Raw genomic sequence first — 14,692 nt, forward strand, 5'->3', positions numbered from 1 at the left:
ACACATTTTTAAGAAGCAGAGTTAACCTCTAATACATCAACAAATGTCTTATTTAAAGCCCCTTTCCTAAAGTACACAACACCTGAAACCTTAGAGAAAATAGTATGATCTTTTCCAATACCGACATTTCTACCAGGATGATATTTAGTACCTCTTTGACGTATAATAATATTACCAGGGATTACTTTTTCACTACCAAATTTCTTTACACCTAGCCGCCTACCCCTCGAATCTCTACCATTACTGGAACTACCACCAGATTTCTTCGTAGCCATAACTTCTACTCCATATTATTAATTTTAGTAATACGTAAGACAGTCATATATTGCCTATGACCATTTTTACGCCTATAATTCTTACGGCGCTTTTTCTTAAATATTATTACCTTATCATTCCTACACTGCTCAAGAACTGATGCTGTAACACTTGCATTTTGTGTAAAAATAACTTCATTATTCACACCAGTTAATGCTATCACTTTACTTAAAGTAACTTCCTCTCCTACACTTGCATTTAACTTCTCTATCCTTATAATATCGTGTTCCTTTACTTTATATTGCTTTCCACCAGTTTCAATAATAGCAAACATATATATCTCTTAGTGTTCTTAAAAATTACTCTAGCTAATTCTGCGTAATATAACATAATCTGTCAATAATATTGTGATTTTAATTAACTTAACACCTAGAATACACATTTACATTACATAAGAAAGTAATTATTATCATTAACTCCAAATAATAAAAGGTACTTTGTGGCTAATGTAAAAATTAATAACATATCAGCTAGGCAAATTCTAGATAGTAGGGGTTATCCTACTATTGAAGTACAAATAACATTATCAAATAATGTATTTGCAAAAGCCTCTATACCATCAGGAGCATCAGTAGGAAAATTTGAAGCTGTAGAACTACGGGATCACGATACAAATTATTACCATGGATATGGAGTTACAAAAGCAGTAAACTTAATCAATTCAGAAATTGGACAAAAAATCATAAAATTAGAAACTTTGGATCAAGAAAAAATAGATAATGCACTAATTGAAATAGATGGTACAAACAATAAGTCAAGAGTTGGTGCAAATTCTATACTTGCAATATCACTAGCAGTTGCAAAAGCTGCAGCTTCAACATTGAATATTCCATTATATCAGTATCTAGGAGGAATTACAGCAAAGATTCTTCCAACACCTCTTATCAATATCATAAATGGTGGAATGCACGCAGATAATAATTTAGATTTTCAAGAATTCATGATTATTCCGCATGGAGCTAATAGTTTTGAAGATGCAATACGAATGTCATCTGAAGTATTTCACACATTAAAAAAAATCTTAAAACAAAAACAATATAATACAAATGTAGGAGATGAAGGAGGTTTTGCCCCTAATATAAAAGATAATACAGAAGTATTTGATATTATTATAGATGCTATAGAAAAGTCAGGATATAAAGTATATAAGGATTTTTCACTAGGATTAGATGTAGCAGCATCTACATTTTACAAAAATGAAAAATATAAATTCTCAGATTATCAATTTAGTACTCATGAACTAGTTGAATATTATAAAAATATAGTTACTCAGTACCCTATTATATCACTTGAAGATCCAATTGCAGAAGAAGACACACTAGGCTGGAAAATGATAACAAAAGAACTAGGAGATAAAATACAAATAGTTGGAGATGATTTATTTGTAACTAACTGTAAATTGATTAAAAATGGTATTGATAATAATATGGCAAATGCAGTATTAATAAAACCAAATCAAATTGGTACTCTAACCGAAACTTTAAATGCTATAAGACTTGCTCAGAAAAATAACTACAACGTAATACTATCTCATAGATCAGGTGAAACAAATGATACTACAATCTCTCATATAGCTGTAGCAGTAAATTGTGGACAGATAAAAACAGGTTCTTTATCAAGATCTGAAAGGTTAGCAAAATATAACGAGCTATTATATATAGAAAAGTTATTAAATACCTCAGCAATATATCAAGGAATGCTATGAGCTTTATTGACGAAGCAAAAGTCTACTTAAAAGCAGGGAAAGGTGGGGATGGATGTAGTAGTTTTCGTCGTGAAAAATTCATTGAATTTGGTGGCCCTGATGGTGGTAATGGTGGTAATGGTGGTAGCATTATTTTTATTGCAAGTCATCATGTCAATACCTTAATATACTTTAAGTATAAGCAACATATAAAAGCAGAAAATGGACATCCGGGATTAAGCAAGAATAAATTTGGATTATCTGGAAGAGATATTACTATAGAAGTACCTATAGGTACACAAATATATGATGAAGAAGGAACATTAATTACCGATCTCAACTCTGAAAACCAAAAATTTATAGCAGCACAAGGTGGAAAAGGTGGAATAGGTAATTCCAGGTATAAAACTTCTACTAATAGAGCACCAAGATATTTCACACTTGGTGAACAAGGAGAAGAAAAATGGATTATACTGAAATTAAAAATTATTTCCGATGTTGGAATCATAGGATTACCAAATGCAGGAAAATCAAGTTTTTTAGCTTCTTGCACTAATTCAAAAACAAAAATAGCAAATTATCCATTTACAACATTAGAACCAGAGTTAGGTGTTGCTTTCATTAATAATACAGAATTAGTTTTAGCTGATATACCAGGACTGATTTCAGGAGCTCACTTAGGATACGGTATAGGAGATAAGTTTTTAAAACATATAGAAAGATGTTCTATATTATTACACATTATAGATTGCACATTGGAAGACATAATAGATTCATACAAATGTATTAGAAAAGAACTATCACTTTATAGCAAAGCACTAACTGAAAAAACAGAATTTATATTGTTGAATAAATGTGATTTGCTTGATAAAGAAGAAATAGCTATAAAAAAACGTCTACTTGCTGAACATACAAAAAAAGAAATATTCACATCATCTATTAAAAAAAGTAAACAACATATTCTATCAATATTAATAAAACATATAAATAAAGATTGTTCTATAAACAAACCATTTATATATGATCCTTTCAACACTTAATCTTAAATTAAACAGAATGATTTAATCTAAATCACTAAAACTAGTTAAATAACATTAAGTGTTAAAATTAAGAATAATAATGCTTCAATTCGATCTTTATAAAAAAAGTTTTTAATTATAATTGTAACCACCGTACATAAACTAATAAACTAATTTTATAGGAATTTATAGTATGTTACATATAATAGTTAAACTATATTATTTTTTTAAAAGTAATTCTAACTACTCTGACTATATTTAAATTACATTTAATAATATTAGAAAATGTGTTTAAGTAGAATTAGAAAATAAAGAGTTTTTATTATGGTAGTAAAAATTATTTTTTAAAATAGATGTAGATTAGTTAAATAGTTTTCTTAAAAGGATCGCTCTCATAACATTTTGTGTTCTTTGATATTTTTTACATGTATGTAATTAATGAATAGTACTAATAACATAAGATTATTGATAAATGTAATGCCAATACATTACCATAACTATGATCATCAATAGATGCTAATTAATACAACTCTGAAACATTTTTAGAACAATATATTACTAAACTGTAGAATAACTTTATTTCTACAAAATAAATTGGATCATATTATTAATATAATATTAGGATTGTAAAAAAATATATAAAAAATTAGAAAATCTTATAAACTTAATATCTAATTTTAAGCAATAATTATATCATAACACTTAACTACATACTGTATTGGAATACATAACATTACAGATAAATTCAAAATAAGTATATAATGCATCAAAAAAAAACATAACAATAAATACAAGATTTTTATAGTTAACTTCATTTTGTAATACGTTACTAATATTTATATTAAACATAATAATTTTCTATTACATAATACTATCACCTACAACAATATAGTAGGTTTTATCGATGCATAACTTAATGACATGACTAAATAATAATCAGAACATACAATAAAGCTAATAACTATAGATAATTTTGCTAAATAACTAGCATAAATATCCACATCAAAAGTTACTTTACAATATACAATCTCAATACATTTTATATACTATTTTGAATAAATTATTTTTTATATCGATATCAAATAATCATTGTATTACTTATAGATCAATCTAACATGAGCTAAGATATTACATGAATAATTTGACTAAACTATCTATATTTCTAATGAAATACGTAGTATTTTTGAATATTTATCTAATGTTGTAAATTTAATGGATGCTATGTACATTTTAGCCTAATCATCAGAACAAGTGCTAACATCTCATGATTCATATCAATATAAATCTTCCACACTTGTAGATTTATATTGATTATAATGAAATTTTAACTAACAAAATACTGTACTTATACTGACACTAAAACCCACACTTAAAGAGTGTAAATAAATATAGCATCTTATAAACATAAAATTTAACACTAGTTTATATAATACTGGCTTTTCCATAAAAAAATTATAGAAATATACATGGAAAGTATCACATATATAATAATATATAAATAGAGTAAGATATTGTAATAGCTTTTTTTACTAATAGTTAGGCAATTGGATAATATCCTACATCAATATTATCAGATAAATATATTACATCACTATATATTTCCAATAAAACCAATCAATATTAAAATATCTTTTATTTTCCATAAATTATATGAGAAAATATATCAATATACTAAAAAAGTAAGAGTATAACATATCATAAAATAACAACCATACTAACGTATTAGTCAAATATTATTTAATTGATAACTATAAAACTTCCAAAATTTACTATGAAAGAAACAATATAGTTAGCAAATCATATTTAATACACTCTCATAGTTTTAATATAGCACGCAATTTTGCAGATCTAGCTCTAGGATTACTATGTATTTCTTCAGCAGTTGGTCTAATTATTTTTTTATTAATTAACTGAAATCCTAACCCTAAATTTAATAAATTGACAGATTTTCCGTCACACAATAACTTAAATATGACTTTAACAATTCTATCTTCTAAAGAATGAAAAGATATTACTATTATTTTTCCACCCTGATTTAATATATTTGCAGCACAAGCTATACCTTTCTCTAATTCCTCTAATTCTTTATTCACCCATATCCTAATTGCTTGAAAAGTTCTTGTAGCTGGATCAATACTATGGTTTTTACTACGCGATACCACAGAACGTATTATTGATGCAAGTTCTCCTGTAGTATTAATCATATTTTTATTTCTAGCATTAACAATAGCTCTTGCAATTTTTCGTGAATATTTTTCTCCTCCATATTGATATATAACATTAGCCATTTCTACTTCAGATACTGTATTCACAAACATACGTGCATCAACACCAGACAATGAGGTACTCATTCTCATATCAAGAGGCCCATTCTTAGAAAAAGAAAACCCACGACTAGCATCTTCCAATTGCATAGAAGACACTCCTATATCAAATACTACACCATCTACCTTTTTTATCTGCACATTATTCAATATTTGCTGTATTTTACTAAATTTATTAATAAAGAAATGTATTCTATTAGGAAAATCATTAGATAACTTTTCATAAAAAGTATAAGTATATTCATCCTGATCAATAGCATAAACTTGACAATCTGCAGAATTTAAAATCGCCCTACTATATCCTCCTGAACCAAATGTTGCATCAACATATATCCCTCCATTTTGAGGAGACAATATATCTAACATTTCCTTCAATAAAACAGGAGTATGGTACATTCTTTAATCTACTCTGAAAAAATTTTATTACTCTTACACTTTTAACATAAAAAACCATTTTTCACTACACATTTCCATTATAAAACCACAGCAATAACACAAATCAAGTATTACTTAAATTATAAAAATAATTACCTCACTACAAACTATGTAAACCAAATAAATAATAATTTAATGCACATAAAATGTTGTGTTGTACATATCGATATAAAGCTTAACTAATACAGAAAACAACTTCCATATTAATAAAAGATAAACAAAAATCGAACCAAAGCATATTTTATAACAATGTTTTGTTTGTAAAGGGTGCTACTGCTTGCTCATATGAGAAAATTTTTGTTTTATTAATAAGATTTGTTAATCCATAAATATTAAAAAATACGTATACTATAAAAAACTATATCTAATAATCAGACAACTTATTAACTTATATAAAAATCATTACCATGATTAACTCACTAAATAACTCGTAATACTATTTTTAATATTAATAATATATCAAGTAGGTAATAAGAATTTATCAAGTTATATTATACCTTACTACACCTCACTAGCGATATCATATAAATACATTTATTAAATAACCTTAGTATAACTTTATACATCTACTATTTTAACACCTGATAACTAATCATTACCAATTTACATGTACAGTACACACTGTATATTAAACAATACTTTAATAAATAGATAAATGTTTAATTAAAATTTATAATATTCTACATATTTATATTAATTTAATATACACTATCAGTGCTTTATTGTAATATATACAACATTTCTCAAATCTACGTATATAACATATTGAAAACTACTTAAGCTAGTGTAATTAATAAATACATAACATAAAAAAACTTTATAAGTTGTGATCAAAGTACTATACAGATAAAATAATATATCAAGAGAATTTATATATCTTATTAAAGATATATAAATTAATGAATAATGTTTATACACTTTAATATAATATATAATTTTTTATATTTTTAGGATGATACTAACAAACTGACTAAAAATAAAAGACTATAGAGAACCTGAACACTATACAATCAAAAAAATTGCATATTACCTACTTTGTAAAAAACTTATTAATATTTATACTTTAAGCAGTATATATTGTTCTATATGTTATAACTTTTAAACTAATATCTGTTTTATCAACTACAGAATATAAGTTCATAAAATCTCAGACACTTAAAACATTTATAAAAACAGATTTTACCTAATACCCATAATAATACCTTATATCTACACAGCAACTATTATATATTTGCATATCATATGATGTATAAATTAATATTAGTAATACATGAAATTAGTATAATTAAAATTACATATCTAACATATTTACATGCATTTCTTAACATCTATTAACCTAACAAATACCTTAACACAATAAAAACTGACTAACAAAAATAAGCAATATTATTTTCACAAACATTGTTACAATACACACTTATCTTATATTAAGATACTAATTTTATTTATATTTATTAAAATAAAAAGACATTAAACATATTGCTATAATAAAACCTTTTTAACATTATAACATCTAATTGAACAATATCTGACATAAAATTTAACTTAACACTATACAATTTTATATGAAAATAATATAGACTAAATACATAATTCCTTAAAAAAGAAAATATAAGTAAAACTTTAGATATTTTTACATTTTACTTCAAGAAAATTATAACTTTTTAATAAAAAGAGTTAAATTTCTATCTTTCATTGTAGTTTTACAATATTCTGCTACGTTATTAGCATCCAAATTTTCATATATAACAAGTGATAGAGATAGAGTTTGTTGTACAATATATTCGTACCATGCTTGTACTGAATTTTTAACCATTTTGTCTTGAGTACATATCACTACATCAATTTTATCAGAAACATTAAACTTATTATCTTTCCTAGATTGTTGAATTATCCTAACAATATCTCTTGCTATACCTTCCATAATTAATTCATCAGTTAGTGTATTATCTAATACTAATACTCCTAGTAAATTTGGCCCCAAAGTTATAGTGGACGCAAATTCACTGTGAACCTTTAGATTTAATGTATATTCATTGTCTTCTAATATATAGTGTTCACCTTCTCTAATACCAAGCATTAGTTGGCCATTTTCCAGTATTTTCCATTGATTACTCTTTAACAACGATATCAAGTTTTTCATTTTTTCTGGTATTCTTTTTCCTAATTCTGGAAAATTAAGTTTCAACTGAAACGAAGCAATATCCTCAATATTAGACTTAAACACTATGCTTTTTACATTTATTTCATCTAACAAAATATTTTGGTATTTTACAGGTAAGTTAAATAAATCATTATTATTATAACTATATATAGTAATCTTATTTAAAGGCTGTCTCACTCTAATATTACGAACATTTCTAATAGAAAGCACACAACCACATATATTTATGATAAGTTTCATATATTGTATATTTTTCTGATCTTCATCTTTTAACGTAATATGCTCTATATTAGGCAATAACGATAAATGTACTGATTCCTCTTCCTGGAAATTCAATTTTTGCCAAATTGCTTCAGTAATAGCAGGCAAAAATGGTGCTGATACTTTTACCATATAGTACATTACTGTGTATAAAGTATTATAAGCATTTACCTTATCTTTAGTAATTTCTGATGACCAAAAGCGACTTCTACATCTTCTTATATACCAATTATTCAATACTTCAAAAAATTGTACAATACTATTACATGCAGCTTTTATATTATATCCATAATTACCGACACTCTGATCAAACTCTTCCATAGCATTAAATATGGACTGTATAGTACTGATACACTCACACATTATATATTTATCCATAATGTTATCTACTTCATCTAGATCAGAGATAACCCTTGCGTTTACTTTGTCAATATCAGCATAAATAGTAAAGAAATTATAACTATTCCACATTGGCTTTATTACATTACGTATTACATCACGTACCATAACACCATCTTTATCCAATAATAAGTCTCCACCATATGACACTGTATGAGATAACATTAGAAAACGCATAGCATCAGAGCCATATTGCTTAAATATCTCCATTGGATCAGCATAATTATTAAGTCTTTTCGACAACTTTTGTCCTTGAGTATCTAATACCACACCATGACATATACAATTCTTAAATGGAGGTTTATCAAATAAAGCTGTAGACAACACAAATAATGTATAAAACCATCCCCTAGTTTGAGCTACATATTCAGTAATAAAATCCGCTGGAAAATAATTCTCAAAAAGTTCTTTATTTTCAAATGGATAATGAAGTTGAGCATATGGCATCGATCCAGATTCAAACCAACAATCAAATACATCAGTAACACGTCTCATCATTGACTTCCCAGTCGGATCATCAGGATTGGGACGTACTAAATTATCAATATATGGACGATGTAAATCATCTATAGGTATATCAAAATCCTCTTCTAGTGCTTTTATATCATCAAATACTTTTTTTATTGATCCATATACATCAACCCTAGGATAATTAGGATTATCAGATTTCCATACTGGCAACGGAGTTCCCCAAAATCTATTACGTGAGATTGCCCAATCCTTAGCATTTTCAAGCCATTTACCAAATTGTCCACTACGAATATGACTAGGAATCCAATTTACATCTTTGTTTAGATCTATCATTCTATTTTTAATTTTTGTAACTTCAACATACCAAGATGACATTGCTCTGTATATTAATGGAGTATCAGTACGCCAACAGTGCGGATAATTATGTAAATATTGATCTGTTTTAAAACAAAGATTTTTTGCTTTTAATATACTTATGATCTGATCATTAGTATCAAATACATGCATATTAACAAAATCTGAAATTCTCTCAGTAAACTTTCCTCCATCGTCTATTGGACAGATTGTCGCAAGTAATTTTGAAGTATCCTTATCATCAATATCTGGTATACCTTGTTTTTTACATAATATAAAATCATCTTCCCCAAAACCTGGTGCCATATGTACTATTCCAGTGCCTTCATCTTCTACAACAAAATCTGCAACTAAAACTTTAAATGCATTTTTTATATCAATAAAATAATTAAATACAGGTTTATAAGACAAATATTCTAAACTTAAATAACAAATATCACCATTATGTATCAGATATTCTATATTATTTTTCCTGCAATGATCTTCAAAGTTTTTCAAATATGCCCTAGAAAAAATATACATTTCTTTATTTATGATTGCTCCACAATACTTAATATTTGGGCTAATAGCTAAAGCAAGATTACAAGGCAAGGTCCAAGGAGTAGTTGTCCACACTAGTATTTTATATGCTGTTATATTATCTACTATTAAAGATTTTGGTGCATCTAATAATTCAAACGCTAAAGTCACTGTTTTACTTGTCTTTTGTCTATACGCATTATCTATTCTAGTTTCAAAATTTGATAATGGTGTCTGACATGCCCAACTATATGGGACTATTTTTATAGATTCATATATAAGTCCTTTTTGCCATAATTGATAAAATGACCACATTATCGATTCCATAAAAGACAAATTCATTGTCTTATAGTCATTTTCAAAATCCACCCAACGTGACTGTCTATCAATATACTGTTTCCACTCTCTTGAAAATTTCATTACTGAATTACGACAATAGTTATTAAACTTCTCTATTCCAAATTTTTCTATCGCTAATTTTCCAGATACCCCCAATTCTTTCTCTGCAAGCATTTCAGCTGGTAATCCATGACAATCCCAGCCAAATCTTCTATCCACCCTAAAGCCTGCCATAGTCTTATAGCGCGCAACTGTATCTTTAATAAACCCAGTAAGTAAATGACCATAGTGAGGTAACCCATTGGCAAATGGAGGACCGTCATAGAATATAAATCTCCTTTTCTCATCACGATTTTCTATAGATTTTTTAAAAATATTATTTTCTTTCCAAAATTCTAATATCTGCTCTTCTATTAATGAGAAATCTGATCCTTCTGTAAATTGTGAGTTATATTCTTTCATAACATGTGTTATTAAGTGTAAAGTTTTTACTATACACATATTTGTATAAGCTGCAATCACAGTTTATAAATATGTAAAAATTATTGACTCATATTAATATTCATAGCATTGTTTTAAGAAATTCATATTGAGGTTTTATGACAGTAGCAATAGGAGACACAGCACCATATTTTAAAAGTCTAGATACATACAAAGGAACTAAGAATATAGTTTTATATTTTTACCCAAAAGATGATACACCAGGGTGCACTAGAGAAGCAAAAGATTTTCAATCTGCAATTAATGATTTTGCTGATTTAGATACAGTAATTATCGGTATATCTAAAGATAGTCAAGGATCGCATGAAAACTTTAAAAAGAAACACAATTTATCATTCGAATTGATATCAGATGAAGAATCCGAATTATCCCAACAGTATGGCACTTGGGTACAAAAAAATATGTTTGGAAAGTCATATATGGGAATAGATCGTTCAACATTTTTGATAGATAAGAATGGAAAAATTAGGAAAATTTGGCGCAATGTAAAAGTAGCTGGACATGTTAACAATATTTTAGAGATAATAAGGGAAATAATATAATTAAAGTAAGATGCATAATAAGTTACTAAATGTTAGGCTATATGTTCCTGATTCAATTAGCAAACACTCTATTATTAAATTAGATACTCTAGCATCTCATTACATATCTAAAGTAATGCGCGCAACAAAGTGTGATTATGTTAAAATATTTAATGGTAAGGACGGAGAATGGATAGGTGAGATATGTGAATTATCTAACAACATCAAAATCCGCATAGATAAATTAACTAGAAAACAGGTAAAGAGCAAAAATTTAACATTGTGTTTTGGAATTGTAAAAGGTACCATATTGCCTAATATAATTAGACAAGCAACAGAAATGGGTGTAACACTCTTACAGCCAATTTATACAAAACATATAGCAACTAGTAATATCAATTTAGATAAATGTAGAAAGTGGGCTATTGAGGCTTCTGAACAATGCGAAAGACTTGATATACCACAAATATCACATCCAATTAGTTTTACTGATTTAAAAAAACTAGATACAGCAAATATCAATTTTATTATTTGCGATGAAACAGGAAATGGTAAAAAACCAGCAGAAATTTTAACAAATAAGAATAATATTTATATTATTGTAGGACCAGAAGGTGGCTTTTCTTCTGAAGAATTGGATTTTGCATATACTTTTTGCAATGGTTTATCTTTAGGAACAAGAATACTAAGAGTAGATACAGCAGTTGTCAGTGCACTAGCTTATGTAAATGAGTATTATTACGTATAAATATGGTTAATATTGAAAACATTCATCAAAAAAAAACTGAGTTACGCAAAAGATATAGGAAACTAAGAAAGGAAGTTATTCATAAGGAAGAAGCAGCTCGTCTATTACTAAATAACTATATAAATAATGTAATAACAGAAGGATCATCTATAACTTCTGGATACATACCTATAGATGGTGAAATAGATGTTTTACCATTAATGCATCATCTATTACAAAAAGGCAATGTAGTAGCAGTACCTGTAATAGATCAAGGTAGCAAAATATTGTCATTCCATCAATGGAATACTACTAACCATATTATTCCAAATATCATAATAGTACCACTAGTTGCTTTTGATAAAAAGTTAAATAGATTAGGTTTTGGTGGTGGATACTATGACACTACTATTGCTAAACTTAAACCACATTGTAAAACAATAGGAATAGCATATAATATACAGTTATGTGACAAAATACCTACTGAACCACACGATCAAATACTAGATATGGTAATTACAGAAAATATGGTATATACAACTTAAGTCTCTATTAAAACTTATCTTGCCTTAAGATCAAGTAAAAAATACATTATTTATAGCAATAAATGTACGTAAAAACTTATATAAAACACTAATGATATCTTAATATATTTTGTATAGTTATTTCATTTCTGTCAATGGTACAATAGAGAATATTGTTAAACCACTTGCAATAACATATCCAACAGATTTAGCTAAATATATTCTGGCAGATGTGAGATTTATATTATTATCTACAATAAAACGCATATCTGTACTCTTATTACCATAACCCCATAACGCATGAAACGCTTCAGCAATTTCTATTAAATAGAATGTTATACGATGTGGTTCTGCAGTTTTTGCGGATATTTCAACTATATCTTGCCATTTTGCTAATAGCTTAATTAATAAAATTTCTTCCTTTGAAGATAACACAGAAAAATCTACAAGTTCTATTTCTAGAATTTTTGGTGCATTACGTATAAGTGAATGAACACGAGCATGTGCATACTGTACATAAAATACAGGATTATTTTTAGACTGTTCCACTACTTTTGCAAAATCAAAATCCAAAACCACATCACTTTTACGAGTTAACATTATAAATCTAACTACATCCTTTCCTACCTTTTCTATAACATCCTTAATAGTTAGAAACTCGCCAGATCTTTTTGACATTTTAACCTGAGCTCCATTATCAAGAAAATTAACAATACTATGTAGCTTTATATCAATCGTTGCATTACCATCACTTAGTGCTTTTACAGCGGCTTTTAATCTTTTTACATACCCAATATGATCAGAACCAAGTTCCAATATCATATGCTGAAAACCACGTGAAATCTTATAAAAATGATATGCTATATCATTTGCAAAATACGTCCAACTACCATCAGCTTTTTGTAAAGCTCTATCTACATCATCACCAAAATCAGTAGACTTAAATAACATCTGAGTTCTAGGTTTCCAATTTATACCTTCTGTACCCTTAGGTTGATCTAAAGTACCATAATATATCAACTGCTTTTCTTGCAAAAGCTCTACACATTTTTGTACAATGTTATCTTTTTGTAATTGTGATTCTGACGTAAAAATATCATGTTTGATACCTAACAATGCAAGATCTTCTTTTATAAGCTTCATAAGATACATCAAAGAAACATCACGTATAATTCTTCTTCTCTGACTATAATCCATTCCAAGTAGACCACTATCATATTCTTGATATAACAACTTTCCTATATCTTTCAAATATAAGCCAGGATATAAGCCACTTCCTATTACAATATTTTCACCTAAAACTTCTTTATATCTTAAATATACTGATTCAACTAATACATCTATTTGTGCACCTGCATCATTAATATAATATTCCCTAACAACCTCATATCCTACCCTTTCTAATAAATTAGCAAGTACATCACCAAATATAGCACCACGCGCATGACCAATATGCATTGGTCCGGTTGGATTAGCAGATACAAATTCTATATTTACTCTCTTACCATTACCAAAATTAACATGACCAAACTTCTCTTTTAATCTGTTAATAGAAATTATAATTTCATACCACACATCAAGAGAAATATTAAAATTAATAAAACCAGGTTTTACAACATTAATATCAGATATTTCTTTAATACTAGAAAATTCATCCACTAAGATTTTTGCAATATCCATAGGATTCTTTTTAATATACTTACTCAAAATTAAAGCTGCATTAGTATATAAATCACCATGGTCAGGATTATTAGGATAATCAACTATTAACTTAGCTAATATTGACTCATTTGTTACTACAAAGTTATCAATGTTTAATACATGTAATTTTTCTATTATATGACGTCTAATAGTACAAGCTACACTCATTATATTCAGTAATTCTTTTATAATTTTGCTATTATACAGGTTTTTAGCAATATTAAAAGTAAACAGCAGTAATAATACTTACAAAATTAAACACATATAAAAAAATCAAAAAACACAAAATGTTATGAGAGCGATCCTTTTAAGAAAACTATTTAACTAATCTACTCCATTTAAAAAATAATTTTTACTCACCATAATAAAAACTATCTATTTTCTAATTCTACTTAAACACATTTTCTACTATTATTAAATTATATTTATAAAAC

10 protein-coding genes are annotated in these 14,692 nt (G+C 27.1%); 5 read left to right on the top strand and 5 right to left on the bottom strand.

All coding sequences use genetic code 11. From position 1 onward, the window contains the following. Positions 1-8 precede the first annotated feature (8 nt). Positions 9-275: a 50S ribosomal protein L27 gene (gene rpmA, locus ERUM_RS02640; protein WP_011155163.1), complete on the bottom strand. Its 267-nt coding sequence runs from the start codon at positions 273-275 to the stop codon at positions 9-11. Between the two features lie 5 nt (positions 276-280). Further along, complete coding sequence (rplU, locus tag ERUM_RS02645) at positions 281-589, bottom strand: 50S ribosomal protein L21 (RefSeq protein ID WP_011155164.1); 309 nt, start codon at positions 587-589, stop codon at positions 281-283. 165 nt (positions 590-754) lie between these two features. Between rplU and eno the strand changes: the two genes are divergently transcribed. Next, positions 755-2,020, top strand: coding sequence for a phosphopyruvate hydratase (gene eno / locus ERUM_RS02650; RefSeq protein WP_011155165.1), 1,266 nt, complete (start codon positions 755-757; stop codon positions 2,018-2,020). Continuing rightward, complete coding sequence (gene cgtA / locus ERUM_RS02655) at positions 2,017-3,039, top strand: Obg family GTPase CgtA (RefSeq protein WP_011155166.1); 1,023 nt, start codon at positions 2,017-2,019, stop codon at positions 3,037-3,039. The genes eno and cgtA overlap by 4 nt, the downstream gene beginning before the upstream one ends. 1,793 nt (positions 3,040-4,832) lie before the next feature. Here cgtA and rsmH read toward each other — a convergent pair. Beyond that, positions 4,833-5,738 (bottom strand): 16S rRNA (cytosine(1402)-N(4))-methyltransferase RsmH, encoded by a 906-nt coding sequence (rsmH, locus tag ERUM_RS02660; protein ID WP_011155167.1) that lies wholly within the window; start codon positions 5,736-5,738, stop codon positions 4,833-4,835. Between the two features lie 1,693 nt (positions 5,739-7,431). Continuing rightward, positions 7,432-10,746, bottom strand: a complete 3,315-nt coding sequence (gene ileS / locus ERUM_RS02665) for an isoleucine--tRNA ligase (protein WP_011155168.1) — start codon at positions 10,744-10,746, stop codon at positions 7,432-7,434. 137 nt (positions 10,747-10,883) lie between these two features. Between ileS and ERUM_RS02670 the strand changes: the two genes are divergently transcribed. The 3 genes from ERUM_RS02670 to ERUM_RS02680 are packed head-to-tail and all read left to right on the top strand — an operon-like array spanning position 10,884 to position 12,578. Continuing rightward, complete coding sequence (locus ERUM_RS02670; RefSeq protein WP_011155169.1) at positions 10,884-11,327, top strand: peroxiredoxin; 444 nt, start codon at positions 10,884-10,886, stop codon at positions 11,325-11,327. 10 nt (positions 11,328-11,337) lie between these two features. Next, positions 11,338-12,054: a 16S rRNA (uracil(1498)-N(3))-methyltransferase gene (locus ERUM_RS02675; RefSeq protein ID WP_011155170.1), complete on the top strand. Its 717-nt coding sequence runs from the start codon at positions 11,338-11,340 to the stop codon at positions 12,052-12,054. Positions 12,055-12,056: 2 nt separating this feature from the next. After that, complete coding sequence (locus tag ERUM_RS02680) at positions 12,057-12,578, top strand: 5-formyltetrahydrofolate cyclo-ligase (protein ID WP_011155171.1); 522 nt, start codon at positions 12,057-12,059, stop codon at positions 12,576-12,578. Between the two features lie 117 nt (positions 12,579-12,695). Here ERUM_RS02680 and argS read toward each other — a convergent pair whose 3' ends face one another. Beyond that, positions 12,696-14,426, bottom strand: a complete 1,731-nt coding sequence (argS, locus tag ERUM_RS02685) for an arginine--tRNA ligase (protein ID WP_011155172.1) — start codon at positions 14,424-14,426, stop codon at positions 12,696-12,698. Positions 14,427-14,692 lie beyond the last annotated feature (266 nt).

This window comes from Ehrlichia ruminantium str. Welgevonden (assembly GCF_000026005.1).
Taxonomy (GTDB): Bacteria; Pseudomonadota; Alphaproteobacteria; order Rickettsiales; family Anaplasmataceae; genus Ehrlichia; species Ehrlichia ruminantium.